28 protein-coding genes are annotated in these 23,992 nt (G+C 41.5%); all 28 read right to left on the reverse strand.

The features are described from left to right. Positions 1 to 35: 35 nt before the first annotated feature. Positions 36 to 974 carry an SDR family NAD(P)-dependent oxidoreductase gene (locus PCH02S_RS12215; RefSeq protein ID WP_127453309.1) on the reverse strand — a complete coding sequence of 313 codons (939 nt, stop codon included), beginning with the start codon at positions 972 to 974 and terminating at the stop codon, positions 36 to 38. Between the two features lie 38 nt (positions 975 to 1,012). Further along, positions 1,013 to 2,071 carry a pseudaminic acid synthase gene (gene pseI / locus PCH02S_RS12220; protein WP_127453310.1) on the reverse strand — a complete coding sequence of 353 codons (1,059 nt, stop codon included), beginning with the start codon at positions 2,069 to 2,071 and terminating at the stop codon, positions 1,013 to 1,015. Between the two features lie 26 nt (positions 2,072 to 2,097). Continuing rightward, positions 2,098 to 2,655: a UDP-4-amino-4,6-dideoxy-N-acetyl-beta-L-altrosamine N-acetyltransferase gene (gene pseH / locus PCH02S_RS12225; protein WP_127453312.1), complete on the reverse strand. Its 558-nt coding sequence runs from the start codon at positions 2,653 to 2,655 to the stop codon at positions 2,098 to 2,100. Positions 2,656 to 2,685: 30 nt separating this feature from the next. Next, positions 2,686 to 3,810, reverse strand: a complete 1,125-nt coding sequence (gene pseG / locus PCH02S_RS12230; RefSeq protein WP_246069060.1) for a UDP-2,4-diacetamido-2,4,6-trideoxy-beta-L-altropyranose hydrolase — start codon at positions 3,808 to 3,810, stop codon at positions 2,686 to 2,688. Between the two features lie 30 nt (positions 3,811 to 3,840). Further along, positions 3,841 to 4,197, reverse strand: coding sequence for a flagellar protein FlaG (locus PCH02S_RS12235; protein WP_127453316.1), 357 nt, complete (start codon positions 4,195 to 4,197; stop codon positions 3,841 to 3,843). Positions 4,198 to 4,216: 19 nt separating this feature from the next. Next, the gene (locus PCH02S_RS12240; protein ID WP_127453318.1) at positions 4,217 to 4,579 is read right to left on the reverse strand and encodes a hypothetical protein; all 363 of its coding nucleotides are present in this window, start codon (positions 4,577 to 4,579) and stop codon (positions 4,217 to 4,219) included. Positions 4,580 to 4,590: 11 nt separating this feature from the next. Beyond that, a complete protein-coding gene (gene fliS, locus PCH02S_RS12245) occupies positions 4,591 to 4,971 on the reverse strand; it encodes a flagellar export chaperone FliS (RefSeq protein ID WP_127453320.1) in 381 nt (126 codons plus the stop codon). A 12-nt stretch (positions 4,972 to 4,983) separates the two neighbouring features. Beyond that, entirely contained in the window at positions 4,984 to 6,492 is a 1,509-nt protein-coding gene (fliD, locus tag PCH02S_RS12250; RefSeq protein ID WP_127453322.1) for a flagellar filament capping protein FliD, read from the reverse strand. 61 nt (positions 6,493 to 6,553) lie between these two features. Then, entirely contained in the window at positions 6,554 to 7,282 is a 729-nt protein-coding gene (locus PCH02S_RS12255) for a cytidylyltransferase domain-containing protein (RefSeq protein ID WP_127453323.1), read from the reverse strand. Continuing rightward, the gene (locus PCH02S_RS12260; RefSeq protein ID WP_127453325.1) at positions 7,279 to 8,307 is read right to left on the reverse strand and encodes a polysaccharide biosynthesis protein; all 1,029 of its coding nucleotides are present in this window, start codon (positions 8,305 to 8,307) and stop codon (positions 7,279 to 7,281) included. The genes PCH02S_RS12255 and PCH02S_RS12260 overlap by 4 nt, the downstream gene beginning before the upstream one ends. Before the next feature lie 15 nt (positions 8,308 to 8,322). Further along, positions 8,323 to 9,708, reverse strand: coding sequence for a motility associated factor glycosyltransferase family protein (locus PCH02S_RS12265; protein ID WP_127453326.1), 1,386 nt, complete (start codon positions 9,706 to 9,708; stop codon positions 8,323 to 8,325). Then, positions 9,705 to 10,058, reverse strand: coding sequence for a hypothetical protein (locus tag PCH02S_RS12270; protein WP_127453328.1), 354 nt, complete (start codon positions 10,056 to 10,058; stop codon positions 9,705 to 9,707). The genes PCH02S_RS12265 and PCH02S_RS12270 overlap by 4 nt, the downstream gene beginning before the upstream one ends. Further along, positions 10,058 to 12,061, reverse strand: a complete 2,004-nt coding sequence (locus PCH02S_RS12275) for a motility associated factor glycosyltransferase family protein (protein WP_127453329.1) — start codon at positions 12,059 to 12,061, stop codon at positions 10,058 to 10,060. Before PCH02S_RS12275 ends, PCH02S_RS12270 begins: the two co-directional genes overlap by 1 nt. 12 nt (positions 12,062 to 12,073) lie before the next feature. Continuing rightward, positions 12,074 to 12,361 carry a hypothetical protein gene (locus tag PCH02S_RS12280; RefSeq protein WP_127453331.1) on the reverse strand — a complete coding sequence of 96 codons (288 nt, stop codon included), beginning with the start codon at positions 12,359 to 12,361 and terminating at the stop codon, positions 12,074 to 12,076. An 84-nt stretch (positions 12,362 to 12,445) separates the two neighbouring features. Next, the gene (locus tag PCH02S_RS12285; protein ID WP_127453332.1) at positions 12,446 to 13,273 is read right to left on the reverse strand and encodes a flagellin N-terminal helical domain-containing protein; all 828 of its coding nucleotides are present in this window, start codon (positions 13,271 to 13,273) and stop codon (positions 12,446 to 12,448) included. Positions 13,274 to 13,541: 268 nt separating this feature from the next. Then, positions 13,542 to 13,775 (reverse strand): carbon storage regulator CsrA, encoded by a 234-nt coding sequence (gene csrA / locus PCH02S_RS12290; RefSeq protein WP_127453334.1) that lies wholly within the window; start codon positions 13,773 to 13,775, stop codon positions 13,542 to 13,544. After that, positions 13,775 to 14,200 carry a flagellar assembly protein FliW gene (fliW, locus tag PCH02S_RS12295; protein WP_127453335.1) on the reverse strand — a complete coding sequence of 142 codons (426 nt, stop codon included), beginning with the start codon at positions 14,198 to 14,200 and terminating at the stop codon, positions 13,775 to 13,777. Before fliW ends, csrA begins: the two co-directional genes overlap by 1 nt. Positions 14,201 to 14,299: 99 nt before the next feature. Continuing rightward, complete coding sequence (locus tag PCH02S_RS12300; protein WP_127453337.1) at positions 14,300 to 14,872, reverse strand: DUF6470 family protein; 573 nt, start codon at positions 14,870 to 14,872, stop codon at positions 14,300 to 14,302. A gap of 12 nt (positions 14,873 to 14,884) precedes the next feature. Continuing rightward, complete coding sequence (flgL, locus tag PCH02S_RS12305) at positions 14,885 to 15,781, reverse strand: flagellar hook-associated protein FlgL (protein WP_127453339.1); 897 nt, start codon at positions 15,779 to 15,781, stop codon at positions 14,885 to 14,887. A 34-nt stretch (positions 15,782 to 15,815) separates the two neighbouring features. Then, entirely contained in the window at positions 15,816 to 17,417 is a 1,602-nt protein-coding gene (gene flgK / locus PCH02S_RS12310; protein WP_127453341.1) for a flagellar hook-associated protein FlgK, read from the reverse strand. 28 nt (positions 17,418 to 17,445) lie between these two features. Continuing rightward, positions 17,446 to 17,946: a flagellar protein FlgN gene (locus PCH02S_RS12315; RefSeq protein ID WP_127453343.1), complete on the reverse strand. Its 501-nt coding sequence runs from the start codon at positions 17,944 to 17,946 to the stop codon at positions 17,446 to 17,448. A gap of 38 nt (positions 17,947 to 17,984) precedes the next feature. Continuing rightward, positions 17,985 to 18,260 (reverse strand): flagellar biosynthesis anti-sigma factor FlgM, encoded by a 276-nt coding sequence (flgM, locus tag PCH02S_RS12320; RefSeq protein ID WP_127453345.1) that lies wholly within the window; start codon positions 18,258 to 18,260, stop codon positions 17,985 to 17,987. Positions 18,261 to 18,370: 110 nt separating this feature from the next. Then, positions 18,371 to 18,787, reverse strand: a complete 417-nt coding sequence (locus PCH02S_RS12325; protein ID WP_164819544.1) for a TIGR03826 family flagellar region protein — start codon at positions 18,785 to 18,787, stop codon at positions 18,371 to 18,373. A 112-nt stretch (positions 18,788 to 18,899) separates the two neighbouring features. Beyond that, positions 18,900 to 19,670, reverse strand: coding sequence for a ComF family protein (locus tag PCH02S_RS12330; protein WP_127453349.1), 771 nt, complete (start codon positions 19,668 to 19,670; stop codon positions 18,900 to 18,902). Next, positions 19,671 to 21,542, reverse strand: a complete 1,872-nt coding sequence (locus tag PCH02S_RS12335; RefSeq protein WP_246069051.1) for a DEAD/DEAH box helicase — start codon at positions 21,540 to 21,542, stop codon at positions 19,671 to 19,673. It lies immediately after the preceding gene. A 50-nt stretch (positions 21,543 to 21,592) separates the two neighbouring features. After that, entirely contained in the window at positions 21,593 to 21,988 is a 396-nt protein-coding gene (locus tag PCH02S_RS12340; RefSeq protein WP_127453351.1) for a hypothetical protein, read from the reverse strand. A 64-nt stretch (positions 21,989 to 22,052) separates the two neighbouring features. Further along, entirely contained in the window at positions 22,053 to 22,778 is a 726-nt protein-coding gene (locus tag PCH02S_RS12345; protein WP_127453353.1) for a response regulator, read from the reverse strand. Beyond that, positions 22,756 to 23,943: a sensor histidine kinase gene (locus PCH02S_RS12350; RefSeq protein WP_397370667.1), complete on the reverse strand. Its 1,188-nt coding sequence runs from the start codon at positions 23,941 to 23,943 to the stop codon at positions 22,756 to 22,758. The genes PCH02S_RS12345 and PCH02S_RS12350 overlap by 23 nt, the downstream gene beginning before the upstream one ends. Positions 23,944 to 23,992 lie beyond the last annotated feature (49 nt).

Below are 23,992 nucleotides of genomic sequence, written 5' to 3' on the forward strand. Positions count from 1 at the left end.
GCTGAAATGCGTCAATTCGCATATCAGCCCTTCTCTTAGATAATAGTTTGAATCCACTCTTCAGTTAGCTTTAAACCTTCTTCAAGTGTTGTAAGGGGCTGCCATCCAAGGAGATCTTTCGCCTTAGATGAATTACAAAGAAGTTTTTGAATCTCGCTCTGCGGATGAATATGCTCTACATGCTTGATTCTGTTCTCGTCCCCAACAATTAATTTGGCCAAATCATTTACTGCAATATCACGCCCTAGACCTGCATTTACAATATGTCCATCAACACGGTCAGAGTATCCTGCCTCCACAACAAATCGAGCGCAATCATCAACATAGAGCAAATCCCTCGTCTGCGTTCCCTCTCCATAGATGTGTAAAGTTTCCCCGTTAAGCTTCTTCTTGATGAAAATAGCCACGACTCCACCCTCGCCACCAAACTTTTGGAACGGTCCATAAGTATTAAATGGGCGAACTACAACAGCCGGTAAACCATATGCAAAAAAATAAGATAGAACCATATTTTCAGCAGCAATTTTTGCACCAGCATAGGGAGAGGCCGGCTTAATTGGATGCGTTTCAGATATTCCCGACTCGTCTAAACAACGATCATAGACCATACAAGTACTCATAAATACGATCTTCACTTGATGTTTACGACATTGTTCTAACACATAGAATGTTCCTAACGTGTCATTATTAAAAGTCGTCCTAGGATCATCGATGCTATCTTGTACATTGATACTTGCACCAAGATGATAACAAACATCGAAACCATTTTCGAACAATTGACTTAAAGTCTCTTCGTTTTTGATGTCACCGTGAAGAAATTGCTGGAATCTTGGATGAGACTTGAATTCTTCAATATTATTTTCTTCTCCGTTGGATAAATCATCTAAGACCCAGACATTCTGTCCATCTTCTAATAACCTTTTTACAACCCAACGACCAATGAAACCTGCTCCGCCCGTAACCAATACTTTCATCTGTATCTTCCCCTTCTTCTAGGTGAGGCTTAAATTAGTTATAGTATCATATCTAATGTGACAGCAGTTCCTCTTGGAATATCTTTGTTTACTCTTTTACCAAGCAAGGTATCTAAGTATTTAGGCGGAAGACCAAGGCCCGGTCGAATAACACGTAAATTTTCAGATGTAAAAATTTCTCCCGCTTTCAAATCTTTAACTGCATATAACGAGCGACGAAACTTTGTGGAGTTCTTTTCTTTCTCACTAACGCCATAAGAAATAGCACCTAACCCTTGCCATGCACGCTCTGTTTCTTCCACTAAGCTGCTCATCTCATGAGGTTCCAATGAAAAAGCACTGTCGACCCCACCATCAGCTCTACTTAAGGTAAAATGCTTCTCTATTACAGTTGCCCCTAAGGCAACACTTGCTACAGCTACACCAACGCCTAATGTATGATCAGATAAACCGACCTGGACATTAAAAAGTTGCTGCATATGCGGAATGGTTCGAATGTTGGAATTGTCCGGAGTAGCTGGGTAAGAACTCGTACATTTTAATAAAATAAGATCTTGGCATCCCGCAGCTCGAACGGTTTGAACGAGTTCATCCAGTTCAGCAATACTTGCCATACCTGTTGATGCAATAATTGGCTTGCCTGTGGAAGCAACTTTACGGAGTAGTGGTATATCCGTATTCTCAAATGAAGCAATTTTATAGCAGGATACTCCTAAGGATTCCAAAAAATCTACCGCAGTCTCATCAAACGGTGTGCTAAAACCTATCATCCCGTGTGCTTTACAGCGATCAAAAATTGCTTTATGCCACTCCCATGGCGTATAAGCTTGCTGATATAGAGCATACAAAGACTGCCCATTCCACAAGCTTTCAGCATCATTGATAAAAAAATCGCTTTGGTCGGACTCTATAGTCATAGTATCTGCTGTATAAGTTTGAATCTTTAAGGCATGTGCTCCCGCTCTAGCTGCGGCATCTACAATTTCAAGCGCTCGCTCTAAAGATTGATTATGATTGCCGGACATTTCCGCTATTATAAACGGCCTTTGCTTAGGCCCGATTGTTCGATGTTCAATGATAATTTCAGGATGATACATGCTGCCCACCTCGGCGATTATGATAATTAGTATAGCTTTTCACCATATTGCAGTAATAAATCTTTCTTTATTCCGCCCCATTGATCGGCAAAACACGCAAATAACACAATATCTTCATAGTAATTATGCTTCCATACGTGTTGTGATAAAATACCTTCTTGTGTAAAACCTAACCTTCTATGAAATCGTAAACTTTTCTCATTAAATGCGAATACTTCTGCGCACAATTTACGAATTTTCAAATGTTCAAATGCTTCAGACATACCTAGAGTCCCCAGAACTGACCCACTTCCAGGAGGAACATCTGTTTCGCCGAGATAAAATCCCCAATTACACTTACTGTGCACACTATTAATAGAAGTAAAATTGATGACCCCAATCGGTGTACGATTGAGTTCAAATATGTAATGTCGCGACTCTTGACTGTTTTGAATCCGCGAAAACCAAGAACAATGGTCATCCCAAGAAATCAGCTCGTCAGAATACATATTCTTTCGAACGCGTTCTGAGTTCCGCCACTGCAAGACAATTTTCAGATCCGATTCTGACATAATACGAAGCTTATAATCGTTATACGGTCGCATAGCTTTTCCTCGTGAACTTTAGATTTCGGCTTATTTTACGGAGTTTAAAAGGTTGCTTACAACACTAACCGCGTCAACAGCATCTAGTTGCCCCATAATTTCCATTCCTGTACGACTAATGTCGGCTAACAAACCTGGATTCTCACAGTACTTTTTAATCGCTATCGCAATCGTAGGAGGGGATACCTCACTGTAATGGCCTAAATACTGAATCGCACCTCTACTCGCAACAACTTCTGTAACTTCGATCTGGTTATCAGCCGTCGTAATTGTTATCGCAGGGAGCCCCAAAAAGCACCTTTCCCACGTAGTGGAACCGCCAGCCCCAATTGCTAAATCCGCGTGAACCATCAATTCGGCCATTTGATTGGTTTGGCAATAATATTCCGCATTTAATAGTTTAGAGCAAAGCTCAGCAATCTTCGCCTTATTGGGATTCGAACTGCCCACAACCACATCAATTTTAAGTTCTGTTTCCTCCAATAAAATAAAAGCTTCAAGTGCCTTTTGGGTTTCATTGGTAGGGTCGCTACCACCGAAAAAAGCAAGAATTCTGCGGACACCCTTCTCCCTTATTTGTGCAAATGTTCGTGCAACCTGAAACTCGTCGCGCAATAAGGCATAAGAAGGTCCCAAAAACTTCATACAGTACTCAGGAATCATGCCATCGTATCGATTCTCCATATTATTATAGAGGTTTTGATCTAACAGTATATCGCAATCATGATGCCTATTAGCTAGATCATCTACAATCATAATTTTGTTCACGAAACTCCGAATGTTCTGTTCCCATCTTATATCAATTGCATAGTGGTCTACGATAAGCAAGTCAATAGCTGTCCCTAGGATGCTTAACATAGAGGAAGTTTGAGCTAGATCCTCTTCCCAAGGTACACCCAACCAGTGTGAATAAGCATAGGCCCCCTCTGCTTCATTCACTTTTTGCTCAAAATATGGAAGTCGTAAAACAGGGTATTCCATTTGTTGAATTAGATCACATAAATGGCCGGGATGTTCTCGACAAACAAACTGTACCATAGCTCCATTCCGTCTAAACTTATCGGCTAGTGTCAGACACCTCATGACATGCCCAGTACCGATTTCCGTCGAAGCATCTGCACGAATAACAATTTGCAAAGCATCAAACCCCTTCATCAAGGAAAGAACCCCTCCCATACTTAGGGGTTAAATTTTTTTATCTACAATAATTCCCAGTTTCTCATAAAAATTAGCCACCATATCCATAACTTTCTTGGACGGAATTTCTTTAATTACATCATTGGTTTTGTCATCCACAACTTGTACGTAATATTCTTGCAGTTTATCGTGTAAAACAAAATGAAGATGGGAGTTTTTAGACTGCAATATTTTATTGAGATGATCAAGTTCCTTAGTAATCTCTGTTTTGTTATATGCTCGTTCTTGTTGAATTTCGACACCAGGAGCTTCCTCTTGTTGAGGTACCTTATGCTCATCCGGGTATTCCTTAGCAGCAGATCGCTCCTGTAGACCTGAAACATCAGTAATCGGTCGAATTTCCATTTTGCCCTCCCTAGGCTATTTACTTTTTTTTGTCGAAAAAGGCCCCATATGGCGTTTGTCGCAAATAAGATTCATATTGCGTGGATATCGTTTTAGCTTTTCGAATATCTTTTATCTTTGCTTCCGTCTCTTGCAGCGAGGCTTGAATGGCTTTCTGTAATTCATCTTCCTTGACCTTTAGCTTATCATAGAATGAGCGGTATTTGTCGACATTCGCATCCTGCCGTAAATTTTCATCCAACTGCTTTAATAACAGCCCCCGCTCTGCAAACAGTGGATCCATCGCTTCGAGAGGCTGATCCTGTGGAGAATATTGAATGATCCGGAGCATATCGCCTGTTCTGTCCATGAGTTGTTGAAACAATACTTCAGTGGATCCCATGTAGGCGCCTCCTACTGTTTTTGGCTGCGGGCAAGTGTAATTGCTTGTTTCCACGTATCGCGAAACTCCATAAAAAAGCCTTCGACCTCTTCCAAAATGGAAATGTTTTTAGAGACATTGCTTTCAACAAGCCTTCTCTTCAAGTAATCGTAAAGTAAGAGCAATTGTTCAGAAATCGGGTATTTCCTATCAAGCGTAATAATCAATTCGTCGACAATATCTTGAACGCGAGTAATATGCTGATGAGCATGATTATAATCTCTTTCAGCGATTGCTTGCTTCGCTCGTTTAACAAATGTAATAGCTCCATTATAAAGCATAAGTGTAAGTTCTTCAGAAGGAGCCGTATCCACTTGATTTTGTTTATAGCTTTTTGCCGCTGGTTGAATCATATGGTTCCTCCATTATTTAAAGTAACTTGCAAGCTGCGAACCCTGAGAACTTAGATTCTCTAAAGAAGTTTGCAGTGCAGTATATTTATTGTACAAACTTTGCTCATAGTCAGATAATTTATCCTGCTCTGTTTGAATGCGAGTCGTGTAATCGTTAATTTGCTGATTCAAATAGCTCTGTGTTGGAACGACCTGCGTTTTCGCAGTAATTTGGGCAATAATATCTTTTTTCAAGGTATCATACAAACGCGTACCTATACCGGCATCATTTACGTTTGTTAAATTCCCGCTTGCATCACGCGCCCCATCCTTTGTAAAAAGGTTGGCCACCTGATCCGGATTATTTATTAGTGCTGTACGCAATTTATCTTCATCAATATAAATTTTACCTTTTTCTAAATAAGCCAAGTAGCTGCTTGAACCACTGCTCTGATACGTGGTAATTCCAATATCGGACAAATCATTATATTGATCTCCAGCAATACCAGAGACATTGCTCGAAAGATCGTTTCGCATTGCGTTTAAACCCGAACTTAATATGCTATCATTACGCAGAAGCCCTGATTTCGCCTTCTCTTCCCAAAGGGTAATATCCGCGTCCTTCATTTCCTTTTTCTGATCATCAGTTAGCGGTGTATAGTCCCGATATTTCGTTTCACTGATTTTGCTATTCATTTTATCGATTAACGTGTTGTATTTATCGAAAACACCTTTAATTGTTGAAACGACATTATCTACATCCAAATTATTAGAACCATTTATAGTGTAAGGAGTATTTACCGGATCGGCTAACAGAGTAAAGTTTATATTATTTAACGTGAAGGAGTTAGAAGACGCCTTAATCACATCTGTGCTGCCGTTGAAATAAACTTCTGCATCCTGACCAGGAATATCAATATTCTGATTAGCGGGATCGATCTTCATATTGGTTAAATTTGATGTGGCGGAGATTTCCTTTATGTTTACTTTAGCTGCCGCGCCGGTTTGACTACTAACGAACGTCACCTTATCAGAAAGCTGATCATAAACTGCTTTCACTCCGGTAGATGCTGTTGCTCCATTGATATTTGCAACAATCTGACTTACACTATCTCCTGCATTAATTGTGATGTCTTTGTTCCCCAACGAACCTGCTACATTAATTGTACCAGCTGTAGCGGTGAACGATCCGATCGGCCCGTTACTTCCAACCGTAGCAACTTTTGCAATCTGATCTACCTTTAAGGAAAAATTCCCGGTCAAAGCCTTTGCTGTAGGTGAAACCTGTACTTTACCAGCGTCAGTAGTCGATAAAGTTGTTTTCTGTGTCATAAAAGTAGCCTGGAGCGTCAACTTCTGTGCTTCGTTCATAAAGCTCGACATATCGGTATTCACATCGCGGTAAGCATCACGTTGCCATGTGAGAGATGTCCTTTTCTGAATCATCTGGTCGATAGGAGCTTGTTTAACCTTCATCATTTGGCTAACAATCGAATCAATATCCAAGCCAGTTGTACCAAGTCCGCTTATTCGAGTCGTCAATGAAATCACCTTCGCATTCGCTAGTGTTTACAATATATATCGGCAAAAGCACTAATTAGATTTACTGTTTTTGTTCTACATGGGAATTAATCATTGCCCAGTCAGGATTTTTGCGCATTAGTGAAGCCGCTTCTTTCCAGGTAAATAGTTGGCCTGGCAGATACAATGAGTTATAAATTCTCGATATTAATTCCCAGTCTTCAGGTGTATCAAGTGTCCAGCGGTAATCGAGAATACCCTCGTCACTTAGAACAGAACGGCAATTGAAATATTTAGGTGTATTGTATATATAAGGAGTAACATGTTCGCGGTCATGAGCTCTTTGAGATTGCCGATGCGCAGCCTCTAGAGACGCGAAAGAAAATACTTCTGTATCTAATCCGCGCGGGTAGGAACGATTTAACGTATTGCTTACATAGTCGTATTTGCCGCCTTCATTCAGATATTCCTGGATAATATGGGAGGAAACTTCGGGATCAATCAGCGGGCAATCGGAAGTAATGCGAATGACCGTATCCGCTTTTGCCTGCAGACCAGCTTCATAATAACGCGACAAAACATCATATTCGCTGCCGAGGTAAACTGTAGCACCTTGAGAAATCGCTTCCTCGACAATCAGAGCGTCTTGAGCACCAGTCGTGGTTGCAACGACAATCTCCTGCACGTTCTTAAAATTCTGTGCTCTTTCAATAACATGCGCAAGGACCGTTTTACCAGCCAAGTTTGTCAACACTTTTCCGGGGAGTCTCGTCGAACCCATTCTTGCCTGAATGATGACCACGTTTTTCATAATAATTCCCCCTTGATTAAACCTTCCTCCATTATCCACTGACGGAGAGTATCACGATCAATCGGCTGCTCTTGATGGGAATTCACTGCATGTTGCTGCATTTTTTGAGCATTAGGATAAGAGATTTCCAACTTCATGTCACGAAATGCAGAAGGAATGATAAACATATCTGGTGTTTCCCAGGCATGCAACGTCTCATCTTCGGTCATTAATTCTTCATATCGTTTTTCCCCTGGGCGCAAGCCAATTTCTTCACGAACAACTTCTTCGGAGATTCCAAATTTAGTACAGACTTCCTCAATAACAACATCAGCCAAGTCAACCAGCAAAATAGTCGGCATCTTTAAAACAAACACTTCTCCGCCCTGAGAAATATCGTTAGCCTTAAGCATCAACGAAATCGCTTGTGTCGCCGTCATCATGTAACGAGTCATTTGTCGATCAGTTATAGTAACCTTATTTTTTTCCATAATCTGCTTGACAAAAAGAGGGATGACAGATCCCCTTGACCCCATTACGTTCCCAAAACGGACGGATGCAAATACAGTTTGTTTCGGTCCTTTCTGGTATTCGGCTGCTGATATAAGGCGTTCAGCCATCAGCTTAGAAGCACCGTACGTATTAGTCGGCGAAATAGCTTTATCGGTAGAAGTGAAAAGAACCTTTTTAACCCCGCACTGAATTGCCGCTTGAATCATGTTCTGTGTACCTATGATATTCGTCTGAACGGCTTCAAATGGATTGTATTCGCAGAACGGCACATGTTTCATAGCTGCCAGGTGAAAGACGAAATCAATATCCTCCATGGCACGTAGAAGTCTTTGTCCATCTCGAACGTCCCCTATTAAAAACCGCAGTTTAGATAAGTGTTCTGTAAAGTTTTGCTGCATCTCATACTGCTTGTACTCATCACGACTCATAATTCGAATAACCTGTGGATTCTGTCGCAATAAAAAACGTGTAAGATGTTGACCAAGAGTTCCAGTACCACCAATAATTAATATTTTTTTGCCTTCATAGTTCATGCTTCCAACTCCAAATCAATTCATAGATGCGGATAATACTATTTGTTGAAATGCCTCACGTGCCTTAGAAACATCGTTCACTTGGACACTAGTTAAAAATTCCGATAATGTTACATGTGCAAACCCTTCAATATAAGCGCCGCCTTCCGTAGCATTGAAGAAAACCTCATCGTTGTTTCTGGCTTGTTCCTCAAACCATTTCTTATAAATTAGCAAATTACGCGAGGTCATTACGGTTCCAAGCCCGTCGAACGCTGCAACGCGCACTCCTGTCGCTTGATGTTCCCATTTTTTGTAGAGTGGTGTTCCCACTACGTGCGTTTGGTTATCTGTATAGGCAAGGTCTTGACCTACAAGGCAGATCGGTCTCATGCATAATAATCGAGCTAGAGAAAAGAGAGTCGTCGAAACGGACCCTCCCGTCTGTACAAGTTGTTCGCTATGAAGCGAAGCCATTTCTTCAGCTGGTACAAAGCCCTCCTGAAAAAGAATGAATTTCGGACCGGCGTATTGTTCCACGACTTCTGTGTGAACAGTACTTAGGAAAAACAAGGGAATGGATGATGGCTGCCAACCTTCCAACTGCTTAATCATTCCCTCTTGCGGATCGGTCATAATTACAAAGTCAGGGATTACTCCATGACGAGCCAACAAGGAAGATGCTGTCCCTACAGCTCCTAGTAAACAATGCTTGGCTGCAGTCTGCAAGAGCGGTAACGATTTCGCAAGAGATGGTCCGGCGCTGATAAGAATGGTTGGAACAGAAAGGGGAAAATCTTGAAAAGCAGAAATCGACGGCCACTCCTGCTGGGTGTTCTGCATAAAATTGCGATTCATTAATTCCCTATTGATGATTGCACTATTGCGCTTAATTTTGTAATCCAACAAGATACTTTTGAAAGAAGATAATTCCTCTGGCACCGCGCGCAATGACGGCTCATGGACGATGACATGTACGTGTTCATCTTGCCAAGCATTCGACCGTTCCCCATAAACTTTTATATCGTCCGTAACGATTATTGTTAGCCGCCGGCAATTCATAATGTCTTTAAATACTCCCGACTTTTCAATATGAAAAAAGGCTGCAACATTCGTCTCCCATACTTCAATTGGAGTTCCCATTTGTTCAGTTTTCTCCAGCAAGGCGCTAACGTGGTACCCACATCCAAGACCATAAAGAACAATGCGATCCGCGCTCTCCCCTTCACCGCCGCTCAAATGAGCAGCAGCAAATCGTCCCGCTTCTGAAATAGGATCATAACGACTATGCAAATAAATGGCTTGAGTCCCGGATTCTTGTACGAAAGCCGTAAAGGATCCATTTTTAGCTCTCTCTAGTGTCACATCAGGCCCATTGAATCTTGGAACATCCCTTTGAACAAAGTGATCTTGGATATTCAATGAACCATTCCCCTTAGTTGCTCTTCACAAGATTCCAACATTGGACGCAATTCATATTGCAACAGATCACAAAGAGATACAAAGTCATTTTGTTCCAACGCTTCTGCCATTTGATCCATGTGCGGCTTAATGAGCTCAATATTCCAGTCTTCCAATAGGAATTGATCCAACCGTTGAAGTCCCGCAACTGCTTCTACTAACCAATTTAGCCCTTCTAAATAGGCAAGCAATGTATCGATCCATCCCTCTTGGTGGGTTTGAATATCATGAGCTATCTTTTCAGAAGCTGCCGCCAATTTAGGAACATAGTCTATCATACTCTCCAATGTTTCCTGAACGATGTCTTGCATTAACCGTTATCCTCCTCTAGCTCCAAATTCGGTGGTTCCCATTTCTGCTTAGCCTCGAAGTACAGCTCTTCACTATTTAGCCCTAGTTCAGCAACTGCCTCTCGAATTCCTTCTTCATATACTTTCATAATTTGATCTCTTCCATCTATAATCCACATCATGAAATTGCTTTGATGAACTAAAATAGATTTCAAGCGCTCGATTGAGGATACGCGGGAAATAGGGTTCATTTTCACATGATAATTAGTTAGAAGCGGAGAGAGGAAAAACATACAGAATGAATCCTTTATCATATCCTTTATTAGGAGTTCTACATTACGTATAATTCGACTCGCTTTCATTTCCAAAAAGTCTACTGAATTGTCCTGCGAAAATGGCTGCTCCACTAGCAATTGCTCGATTGCATGCAATATCTCTGCAGCAAACGTGCTGATACGCTCCAACTCACCCAAACGCTCGTTAAAGAAATCAATCATGTTTCTCATTTTATCGTGCAGTTCGGAATCCATGGGTTGCGTAATATCACGAAACAATTCCGGAATTGAAGGAGTTCGCTCCTGACAATACTGTTCGATTACTTCCAGAAATGGCATATTGACGGCTCCCTTGATTTCTGCACCGCCCTCAGTAGCATTGATTACTAACGGGGCTGGCATAATCGCAAGCATATGTTCCATCCAAAATAAAAATTGCCGCCAAAGCTCCCTCGTTTTGACTTTACCGCCATAATACCCATCTACGTAAACCGTTTTATTATAAAAGTTTTCATCCGGCTGCAAAGAAGCAGAGATCTGCTTACGCTGTTCATCGGTTATATTCTCATCACTTTGATCAACATAGAAACTGTCTTTGCTATGCGTAGTTCCTTCTTCCGAGTAAGCCAAATCTTGACCTATGAAAACAATCGGATACCCACCGAGATGTTGTGCCACAGAATAACTCAGATGAGCTACAGAATTTCCATTGTATAATGTCCCTAAATCTCCAAGAGCTTCGCTCATAAGTCGGGAATGTGTAATATTGGATTTGAATACGGGTACAACGTGCGAGTTCCACACCTTTGGAAGGCGCGGGTCCATCAACGTCAATGCAATTAAAGCAGTCTCTTCCGGTATTTCTACACCGTTTGTACTAAGCTCATAAGAATTGGGACCTCGTTCCAAAATACACAAAACATCCGGAGCAATATCGTTCTTAAGCAGCACTTTAAAAGCTGACTCTGCGCTGATAATCATTGCCTTTCCTTTAATCTGTTTAAGCAGTGGAAGCTGCTTGTCCAACGAAGGACCAGAAGCTACACATATGATCGGTTTTCCTTTAAACTTCTCTTTTAAATCTTTAATCTTTGGTGAGCGTAAAACAATTGGAACATTTTTCAATTCGTTGGACATGCCGAGCAATGTATCTTCCATCGAATTACCCATAGCAGCTACCGTGGTACGCAATTGATTAATAATAATGCTAGTGACTGACTCATAATATTCAGCATCACGACGGTAACTTGCAAACGTACGAAGCAAATCGGTTTGCAAAAAATAATATCCAATCAAAGAGAAAATATAATGATTCATTATCCCTGATATATCACCCATAAGATCAGTTAGAATAATAACCCGCTGCAATTTCCCCGATAAATACGGTGATAAGTCAACTTCTTGCAAGAACTTCTTCACTAGCCTAGTATCTTTCTCTATAATTAAAACCCAAGCAGTCTCGGTTTTGTTTCCTAATATTTGTTTGAGGATTGCTGAAGAACCCATCCCCAAAAGGATATATCCCGTATTGTCAAAATTAACACCGTCTAAGAACTGTTCCGCTTCATACCCCGGATCATACATACTTGCAGAGAAAAATTCATTTCCTTGTTCATCTGCCAGCTTAAAGGCAATATCATCTCCGACGTGAATGATTTCAAGATCATCGGCACTAATCAATTCCATTTGTTCCAACAGCCATTCGTTGTATTCAGTTAAGAACTGTGCATTGCTGTCGTAATAGTTCATACTAAGCTCCTTCTATTCGGAAGAACCGGCAGCAGCCTTTATTCGACCGAGCAATTCATACATTAATAAATCAGCTGCAATTAAATAGTCTCTATTATCCACAGCTAGTAAAATTAGTTTCAGCAGTTCTATCAATTCCTCCTGCTGCGCTTCAGAGATATGTTCATTCATCAAAATGTGGTCTATTTCTTCTGTTAGAGCCTCGAACTGACTCAGGCCATTCTTAATTTCATAGCGGTAAAAAGCGTAACAAACACGCTTCACTTTCTCATGCAGTGCCTCGACGCTTTCGTCGTACATAATTGCCTCCATTCATTCGCCCTAAATCAATTGTTTTAAAAAAGCCAACCGCAAACGGGTTGGCTTTTGATAAATCCGAATCTATTAACGCAGCAATTGAAGAACACCTTGTGGTTGTTGGTTTGCTTGTGCCAACATAGCTTGTGCTGCTTGGGAAAGAATGTTGCTCTTTGTGTAGTTCATCATTTCTTTCGCCATATCTACGTCGCGAATACGGGATTCAGCGGCGCTCAAGTTTTCGGAAGAAGTATCCAAGTTAGCGATAGTGTGCTCCAAACGGTTTTGGTATGCACCAAGGTTTGCACGAATTTTGGAAACCGAGCCAATACCTTTGTTGATAGCGGCAATAATGGAACCAACAGTACTCGACTTGATCGAGGAGAATTTGGATCCGTAGTTCGCACCAACCAATAAACTTGCTTTCGCGTTTACAAGTACAGACATTGTGATAGTTTGACCGGAGTTCGCACCAACTTGGAAACCAACTTTACTGATTTTGGAGTTCAGCAATTTCTTAGTGTTGAACTCTGTAGCAGAGGAGATACGGTTGATTTCTTTTTGCAATTGTTGAACTTCCAAACCGATTTTGTTACGGTCAGTCGTTGTATACGTGTCGTTACCTGCTTGAACAGTTAGTTCACCCATACGTTGCAGAATGTTTTGCGTCTCGCTCAATGCGCCCTCAGCTGTTTGAATCAAAGAGATACCATCTTGGGAGTTACGGGAAGCTTGGTCCAAACCACGGATTTGGGAACGCATTTTCTCGGAAATTGCCAAACCAGCTGCATCATCGCCTGCACGGTTGATGCGCAGACCGGAAGACAACTTCTCCATAGCTTTAGCAGTGCTGTTGTTGTTAACAACCAATTTGTTGTACGTGTTAAGTGCTGGTAGGTTGTGGTTAATAATCATTTGATATTCCTCCTTGAGTTGTAAAGAACACATCCATGTGTCCTAATGTATTGCACACCTCTGGTAGGTCGGCCGCCCTCCAGAGGAGCGATTAATATATATATCGGTTTATTTTTAAAAATGTTTAGAGGAATTTTTGCAAAATTGGAGGGAATTCGACTTTTTTATCAAGGGAATTTATTACAAATTTTACGAAGGCATGCGAAAACACAACCTCGACCTCTTTATTTCTCAAAAATTAGGATAAAGTGAGTCTAAATTCGGTTTGTTATGACTTTTTAAGATCCATTAACTTTTTCAAATTATCTAGATCTATTTTGGAGCGTATCGCCTCTTTATTACTTCGCTGCACTTCCTCATACAACTCTTTTCGCAAAATACTGACTTCCTTAGGAGCACTAATACCAATCTTTACTTGATCTCCGTCAATAGCCGATATTACAATCTCAATATTGTTATTGAGAATAATTGATTGCCCTTTTTTTCTCGTTAAGATCAGCATTAACGCTCACCGCTTTCTTCAGGGGCTTCTTTAAATAGAGGATCGTTCGTGCCATAGTTAGATTGTGGAGGTAGCACCAATTGACGACCGTGCTCAGTTGCAATATTCAACACCAGCGGTGCTAACAAATTCACTGTGGATTTTATATATGGCTCCTTAATCGTTACTATATTAATAACAGCAACCTCTTCATTGGAATTCAACCCAAGTAAACTTTTGTCATTGTCCTCAATCTCAAATGTATAGTTTGGATAGAAAACAAAAGGTGTCACTACCAAAAAGCTTATATTTTCATCTTGCACACTTTGTAGATATGCATACGGGCTGCCCTCTTCAACGACAGAGACTTCAAATTCATCCAGTTCTTCGAATCCTAGAATGCTTCCATTAAAACGAAGAACTTTGCCTTGTAAAAGATCAAGCATGCAATAATCTCTCCTAAATACATAATGCTATAGCTTGCGCTATAGCATTATGTTTTATTATTTGTTTTTACCGTGTATGTTGACCAATCTTCAAAAAAGCTAGGTTTTAATATCAATTTGTGGTGGGATTATCTCCACTTTAGGGTACTGAATCATATAAATTTCGAGCTTACCCCGAATATAATTAATCTCCGGGGGATTTGGATGTGTATTTACGTTAACTTTACCTTCCTTGAATTGAATGTCAAGTTTGCCTGGTTCATAATGCAACTCAACATTGTCCATGGAAGCATTACCTAAGAATTCAAACTCGAAAAACTCGTCGCCCTTCTCTTTCGCAATTTCCGCAATAGCGTTTCCACCATTTTGAATAGCCGCTAATCGATTGCCGTTTTCTACAATTTTAGCAATTCCCTGCAGTGCTACATCACGAGCTTTCGAATAAATTCTACTCATTGTTTCTAAAGACGATCCCAATCCCAGCGCATCCCAAGCTTTACTGGAATCAATATAGAGCACACCTTTTTCCGAGTGGATTTCCAACTTGGACGGTTCTGTCGTTATTTCGAGAGTAGCTTTAGGCTGCTTGATGTCCAGCTGACCTAGATCAGCATCAATACCTATTTGAGCACGTTGTTGACGTATCTGTATTTGAGGAATTGGAAACGTCATTCTAAACCGCTCCTATCGTAGAAAATCAACGAGACTTGTGCTAATAATTTTAGAACCTACTGAAAGGGACGCATTATAAACATTTTCATCCGTCTTTAAATTAGTAATGACAGCCGGAATATCCGCATCTTCTTCCTTAGCTTGGAGAGTTTGAAGATTTGTACCTATATCTTCAAGACGAGATTGCGCTAATTCAATTCGATTTTGTCTTGCCCCTACATCTGCACGAGCCTGTAAAAAAGCTTCATTTCGGCTATCAATCTTGCCAATACAAGCGCCAATATCATTTTGATTGCCGGAAGCTAATGCAGCCGATAAATCCTTCATAATCATGAAAATATTGTCGCTAGCTCCAGCAGCACCAAAAATTTTATCGCCAGAAACATTAGCCGTTACTCTTACACCTACACCAATATCAAACTTAATTTCCCCTTGATCAGCAACATCCGTCGATGCTGTGGCTGAGTTATATGGCGCTTTATCGGTTAACTGGCCATTGAAAACGTATTTCCCGTTAAATTGACTATTCCCAATCGTAACCATCTGTTCTGATAGCTGATCGATTTCTTTCTTAATTGCATCTAGTGCTGATTGCGGATTAGTCCCATTGGAAGCCTGAACCGTCAACTCTCGAACTCGCTGAATAACAGTATTCGCTTGATTTAACGTTGTATCTGTGAAATCAAGCCAAGAAACTGCAGAGTCCGCATTACTCTTGTACTGTTCGTTCGCGGCTCCCTCGCTGCGATAACGCAAAGAGAAACTTATCCCGACAGGATCGTCTGAGGGTTTATTAATTTTTCTACCAGTTGAGAGCTGGTTCTGATTTTCATTAATTCTCGATAAATTTGCAGTTACATTTCGCAATAATTGATTATTCATCATGCCTTGAGTAATACGGGTGGTCATATTAGCATTCACCTACCATACAATATTAGTCTTCTTATCTGCCTACTGTCCCCATACTATTAATTACTTTATCCAAGAGTTCATCGAACGTTGTCATTACACGAGCTGCAGCACTGTAAGCTTTTTGAAATTTAATCATATTAGACATTTCCTCATCTAACGAAACACCGCTTACGCCTTGTCTGTTAGAGTCAACTTGATCAACTAAAGTTTGCTGGTTCGTTGCCTGCCTCGTAGCTTCCTGACTTTGAACACCCAGTTGTCCGACAATCGACCGGAAGAACTCATCAAAAGTACCATCTTTTAAAACGGTGTTTCCCCCGGCTGCATCTTCGAAACTGATTTTGTTATCCTTAAGACCTGCCAGCAATAGTGCCATATCGTTATTACCCTTAACGACTTTTTCTACACCATCGGTATCTATATACGTTCGAGTCGATGTGGAGACATTGGAAGGATCGCTTAGAATAGCAGGATTAACCGTGATACTGTCGGCAGTAAATTCCGTCGCTCCAGATTTTAAAGTAAAGAACGGAACACCCGACTTCAAAGGGCTCGAACCAGAATACCCTAATTGGTGTAAACCATTAAACCCTTTGACAACAACCTTAAGATCGCTTGTCAATGTGCGTCCCGCACCGTTAAATTGCTGCTGAGAAGTTGTCCCGTCAGAGTTAACTACAGTTAACGTAGTTCCCTCCGGGACAACCATTCCTTTTGGCAGTGTCGTTTCAACATCACCTTGAACCATGGTTTTCAGCATGGCATCAAGCTGAAATTTATAACCTGCAACATAATTATCTCTAGATTGCAGCATTCCATAGACCTCACCACTGTTAAGGTCCCCTGACTGAGCAGCACTCGTTAACGAATCTGTAGATAATGTATTAGCCACATCTTTACCACTAACTAGTTGCACGCTGCCCATCTTCACGTTATAGCCGTTGCTATCTTCTGTATAAGTTATATTGATAATTTTAGATAAATTATCCATGAGAAGATCCCTTTGGTCCCGCAAATCATTCGCATCGTCCCCTAGCCCCTCGATACGAAAAATTTCTTCATTGAGCTTTGCAATTTGTCCAATCGCTGTATTGGCTTCCGTCGCCTTAATACCGATATTCGTCGTTAAATCGGAAGAGAGATCTTGAAGTTGCCTAGATGCTTGGTTAAATGCGTCCGTCATTGCCAGCGCCCGTTCTTTGACTAATACTCTTGCCGTAGTGTTCTCAGGAGATTTACTTAACTCCTGCCAAGCATTCCAAAAACCTTCGACTGTTTGGCGAATACCAGTATCGGAAGGCTCGTTAATGATCGATTCGATTTTATCCAGTGTATCCTTTCGAGTGCTCCAATCGCCAAGATTCTTGTTCTCATTATGAAACTGATCGTCTAAGAATTTCTCACGAATCCTTGTGATATGGTCAAATTCAACACCTTGACCCATTTGACCAGGGACAGTACTCCTCTGCAAACCAGGATATTCAAGCGGCGCTGCAGCTACCATGTTAACGACTTGTCTCGAATAGCCTTTCGTATTAGAGTTCGCGATGTTATGACCAGTTGTGTTAAGCGCTGCTTGTTGCGTAAAAAGAGCCCTTTTCGAAATCTCTATACCCATAAATGTGGAACGCATGAATCGAAATCTCCTCTCGTAAACCCTATTAGGCTTTTGTATCGAATAGTCCCGGACGCTTCGCCCCATAGGGCACTTGATTTGGTCTCTGATAGATTACATCATCTTCAGGTACTCCTAGCACTAAATCAACCGTATAATTGATAAAGGATAAAGACTGTTCAATTAATTGCTGATTAATTTCATTCTCAACCTTTAAAGTTTTCATAGTTTCCACTAATTTTTGTTGTGCTTGAATTAACAGCTGCTTTTCTTCCGCTTTAAAAATGATTTTCACTAAATCTGCAACCGTTATCTTAGGGTTTGGATTATAACCTCTTGAAATTAAATAGGACCCGATATGTTGAATTCTTTCTAGATTCAGCTCTTGGATACCTCGAATCCATCTGCTTTCTTTGTTTACAATGTTATTTAATTGCTCTACATCGTTTTTGACGAGTACGCGAGGCTTCTCACGTGCTAATACGAGCAATGCTTCATGAGCTTCTTGCAGTTTAGACATGGTTTCCATCAAAAGCTGTATCGACACACTCGTTCACCTATTCCGTCTTATTGTCATGATATATATTACTTGAGATAAGGGAGCAACTTTTCTGCAATTTTGTTCGCATCCACATAATAGGTGCCCGAAGCTACAGAAGCTTTCAATTCCTCGATTCGCTGTGCCTGCTCTTGCGTCCGTACAATTCCCTTTGCATCTAGCATTTCCTTAGCCTCAGCAGAAATTTCGACCTGATCTTTCGCCTTTTCCTTCTTATTGACGGCATGGGACATAAATTTAGCATCGCCAGTTTTTTTATAAGGGTTTACAGCACCAATTCGCTGATTGTCATTAATTTTCACACTTAACCACTCCTATGATTTGACATAAATAAAATGCCGATAATCTTTAGAGTTATTATCGGCATCATACGTATAATATTTTATATCTCAATCAGCGATTTCGAACAAAATTAATGTCTGTCTTTTAAACGTTCATGAATTTTAAAGCTAATTTTGCCCTCTTGCTTCTTCAGTTCTTCATTTCTCCGCTCGTCCTCGACCGTGTTCCGCACATCTTTCACAAGCTTCATTCGGCACGGCTCGCAAAGCGTGTTTTCCCGAATCAACGTCCCGCACACCTCACAAGGGTAAGCCATATTCGGGGCACTTACGATTGAAATTCGGCCCTCACGAATAAACTTCGTAATTTGCTTAATAGATACGTCCGTCGCTTCGCTTAAATCATTTATAGTAGTGCCTTTGTTTGCACGCAAATACTTCAGACATTTATCATACTGCTGCTCCAAATCTTTCAAGCAATTCGGGCATACCTCAGCAAAACCCTTAACAAAAATCTTCCCACAGCGTGGACAATTAGCAACGTTCATGCCCATTATATGGCCCCCTTCTATTGTTCCCTTAACCTAAATATTTAATTCCAGTTTACCGCAATCCGACAGCGTTTGCATATCTCTATTTTTCGAGAACCCGGCTGTAGCCCTATCGCGCCCATGTAATACCGAACACTCTTGCTGGAAGGGATTCGCCTAAAACTCTTGCACACTGATTCATAGTACTCCCTGTGGTGTATACATCATCTACAATGTATATGATGTACGAAGCTGCCTGGCAACCCAACAGCTGTTTAAGTAGCAACTCGTTTATCTCAAAAACATGTACTAGATCATCAAGACGCTCACTCCTATTCTTAAAGCTTTGTTTATCTGTATGTTTCGAGCGATTAAGCAGTGGGAAGACAGGAAGCCCGACTTTTCGCCCTAATTCAATAGCCATTTGTTCGGCTTGATTAAAACCGCGCTCCAGCAATCTACGTTCACTAACTGGTACGAATGTAATCAATCGCTTAGCTGAGCCCGGATCCGTGTCGAATTCTCTCATTTCCTCTTGCAATAAGTAATACGCATGAACAAGCATTTGACCAATAACAGCCTTAAGTCGCTCATCTCCTCGATATTTATAACGTGCTAATAGTTCTTTCATCATTTCATCGTATCTCACAGCACTGCGGCTTTTTGAGAAATAAGCGTGTCCCCTTCTTTGACAGTCATAACATACCTCTCCTCGTCCGCATATCGTACAAAGTGCTGCTCGAATCCACGGTATCCTCATATAACACGAACGACAAAGTCCCAACTGCTTAACGCGATCAGAACTAACTTGTTTACACAGCAAACACTCTTCCTTTAATGGACTGAGCAGTGAAAAGAAAGTTCCTCTCATTGCACCTAGCCAATTTTTCCAATCACTCATTCACTTCCTCCTTTCAAAATAACCCCGTTTACGTGCTATGCGATTCATTTTCTCGATTTGTCGAATAGCCTCCTTTTGTGATCGTGTGATTTCTTTGGCTGCAAAATAAACCTTTCCAGCCGGATCGTCTTTTGATCTACCTGCACGCCCCGCCATCTGAACAAGCGCTGCTTCATCAAATAATTTTGAATCTGCATCTAAAATAAAGACATCCGATTTAGGTACAGTGACTCCCCGTTCCAAAATCGTCGTTGTCACCAAAACTCGTATGTCCCTGTTACGAAAACGTTGAACCCTCTCAGTTCGGTCAGAGTCCTTTGACGAGGTCCCCTCAATGCATAACATATTACCCCCTTGTAACTTTACCCTTAGTAGCTCCACCGTGGGCTCCACCAGGCGAATGTTGGGAACAAAAACAAACAACTGTGCGCCTCGTTCCACTGAAGCTGCCAGCTTAGCAATTAACGAATTAGGCAGAGTTCGAGTATTTATAGATTTATTTAGGGATGGGGCGACTATGAGCACCGGTACTGGCAGGGGACTCTTATGAAAACGCACCGGTACCCGCACATGTGGCAAATGGCCTCGTTCAGCCGCTTGCCTAACGCTTTTCGGCGGTGTAGCCGATAGCAATATATTCACACCACTTCGTTTGCAAACTTTAGCTGCAGCATAAGCGAGCATTGGATTGTTATGGTATGGAAATGCATCTATTTCATCAATGATGACAAGATCAAACGCCTCATCAAAACGCATGAGTTGATGTGTAGTGGCAATAGTAATTTGCCCTTGCTCCCATCGCTGCTCGCTACCACCATAAAGAGTAACGACACTATAGTCTGAGAAAGCTCGCGATATTCTTGGTTGAAGCTCTAACACTACGTCTTTTCGTGGAGTTGCAATCAACACTCGCCCTCCGTTGGCCACCGTTAGGTGAACGAAAGGGAATATCATTTCCGTCTTTCCCGCACCGGTAACCGCCCAGATTAAAAACTTTCGAGGCTCTTTGTCCAGCAGTCCGTGTCTATCCTTTCCCCTCTCGCCCGTAATAAATTGCAGCCCCTCCAAAGATGCTCTAGTCTGAGCTTCACTAAGTCCCCATGGCTTAATGTAGTTTTCGAGATTATCAAATGACTGTCTCGCTTCTTTCACCACTAACTCTCCATTCCCAGCTGTTCCTCCCGATATAAGCAACGAGCAAAACCTTACCCGCCCCATCGTCAAGCACGCCTCACAGTAGGGACAGTCTTGTCCACAGAAATGGCAGGCTGACCAATACAAACTCTCCTCACCGCTTCCGCAACGTTTACAGGAGTAAATCATCCTTTTTTGATAACCTCGGCGCCATTCCCTGTACTCCTTTATATGAAGCCCATTCTCTAATTTTATATCTCCGTTAAGAAGAGCTAGCTGAAGATAACTCATCCACGCTTCCCCTGCGCCTAGTTCTAAATTCGCTGCATTTAACAGCTGCTCAAATTCCTCTACAAGCAATGTCCTACCGCTGCAAGCTAATACAACCTTTGTATAAATGCCATAATCTAAAATCATTCTAGGGAGCAATCCTTGCTCTCTAAATGTTATTTTCTTCATTGCAATTTTGTCGCAATTTAGCAAACCGCAATCTTTGGCTGCCTGGTGGAACTGCCTCAGCATACTCTCATCGTTTTGAACCGTTTGTTTTAAATTTGCAGATTTTAGTTTGCCAAGCAGGCGCACACCTTGCCCAAACGAAATAAAAGGTTCGAACAGTACGAGGCCGGCGTCGGCTGCGTATTGCTCGAACCAATATTGAATGTCTGTCATAGGGTGAATAGTCAAATGCCAATTCCACTCTTTATTTAAACAAACGGCGTAAAGTTGAACCTTCATTGCTCACCTTACTCTCTTTTTTAGTACCACCTGCAAGTAAGCGATTACTACTATCCCACAGGTATTTTCACAAGATCTTCCCTGTTGCTAAGATGAACAACAACAACAGATTCCCCTTCATGTTGACTCCTAAATTGATCAACTGCATCAAAATCCATTTGGTATCTCAAATCAAGCAAATGGGTATGGGATAGTCGCTCAATAATTTGCCTTGTGTCGTCAGAAGACCCTTCATCGTAGATCGTTGCCGTAACTTCGTAGCCTTTTAATCCAGAGAAAAAAAATAAAGAGCGAATATACCATTCAATTTGATTTTGGTTATTTTTGGTGACAAGCAGAACTTTTGCAGGCTTCTTCTTTCTACCCTTGCGGGCTCCGAACAATAGATGAAGCACTGCGATGCTGATTCCGTAGCAACCCAAGATCCAAAGTAACCCAATCCACATAGCGGATCCCTCCCTTAATTGCAGTGTATGCACAAAAAGTAGAGGGGTTCCAACAACGGGAGTCTTACAGGGTTACCCAACCATTCTTAATCGCGATGATAACCGCTTGTGTACGGTCATCAACTTCCATCTTTTGAAGAATGGAGCTGACATGGTTCTTCACCGTTTTTTCGCTGATGTAGAGGAATTCTCCGATCAGTTTATTGCTTTTGCCTTCTGCCATTAAACGAAGAACTTCCGCTTCCCGTTTGGTAAGTGGACTGTTGGTATTATGTATGTACTTAAGCGCAGAATCCTTAGCGCCCTGTCCTGATCCAACCACACCGACGTCATCTAAATACGTCATGCGTCTTAGTTGGTTGATTAGCTTTCCTGTAACTTTGGGGTGAATGTAGGCGTGACCAGCCACCACAGAACGAATCGCATTTATAAGCGACTCCGCTTCCATATCCTTAAGCAAATAACCCGAAGCTCCCTTGCGAAGGGTTTCAAACACATAGCTTTCATCATCATGTAGCGAAAGAATGATAACCTTAATATCAGGGAAAATAAGCTTTAAGCGCTCAGTCGCGACTACACCATTCTCAAGTGGCATGTTGATGTCCATGAGAACAATATCTGGCGTGATTTGATTGCACAGCTCGATAACCTGGATCCCATCGCCACACTCTCCAATGACTTCCATATCATCTTCCATATTGATAATCCGTTTAACACCTTCGCGAAACAGCTGGTGATCGTCCGCAATAACAATTCGCACATTGCGTTTATGACTCGCCGTGTTGTCCATTTTGATTTTCCTCCTTGTTCTCTGCACCGCCGCCAATAGGGATTAGCATTGTAATTTTGGTTCCGGAATCTTTGGCGGAATCAATGATCATTGTGCCTTCCAGAAGTTCAACACGCTCACGCATGCCTAATAAACCAAAATTATTTCCCTTAGCTATTTTCTGCTCTGTTTGCGGCACATCGAAGCCGACCCCATTATCTACGACGTAGATTTGTACTTGATCAGGTTCCAGTGTTAGCTCAACAGATAAGAAAGTTGCTTTCGCATGTTTTATTACATTAGATAGAGCTTCTTGCACCAGTCGGAAAATCGCAATTTCAAGTCCTGATGGAATGCGAGTCTGCTTGCCTACGAGATTGAATTGCGTACGAATTCGATATTTCTCTTCGCAATCTTGAACATATTTACGCAGAGTCGGTACGATACCTAGATCGTCGAGCGCCATCGGGCGGAGGTTGAAGATGATCTTGCGAACTTCTTCAAGTCCCCCTCTGACTTGTCCCTTCAAATCCACTAGTTCTTCCTTAACCGCGGGGATATCTTCTTTAATAAGCATGCGCTGAGCAATTTCTGTTCGCAACACAACATTTGCCAAGGTCTGAGCCATACCATCATGAATTTCACGCGCAATACGCTTTCGCTCTTCCTCTTGCGCCAGAATAATCTTTAAACCAAGCAGTTGCCTGTTTTTAGCCGATTCTAATATGCGAGTGACCTGATTGAGATCTCCGGATAAGTATTCTAAAACTACATTCATCTGAGAAACGATCGTTTCAGCCCGTTCCACCTGCTTGTCCACATTCTTAGTTCGCACTTGCAGGTCATTGCGTCTGGTCTTCAGATTATTTTCTTTCTCTCTAGCAATAGTGAGTTGTAATTGAAAGGCAATAGCCGCTTCATAAGCAACCTTAATATCTTCCTCACGATACTTATTGAAGTCACGACTGACTTCCGTGAGTCGAATGCGGGAGCGCTTGTAGTCCTTCTCTAACTTGTCGACTAAATCAATCGTGATGCTTGTTTCATGCTTAATTTCTTCAAGTTCACGAGTAAGCGATTCTTTCTCCAAACGAGAAGCTTCAGCGATCTCGAACATCTGATACTTGCTGCTCTCCATGACGTTAATTGCGTTTTTTATGACACGATCTATAGCGTCTGGCTGCAAATGAAACATGCTCCTTTTTAATAACAATATTAGAAATTAGTCTACCCCA

This window comes from Paenibacillus chondroitinus NBRC 15376, from assembly GCF_004000765.1.
GTDB classification, from domain to species: Bacteria; Bacillota; Bacilli; order Paenibacillales; family NBRC-103111; genus Paenibacillus_E; species Paenibacillus_E chondroitinus.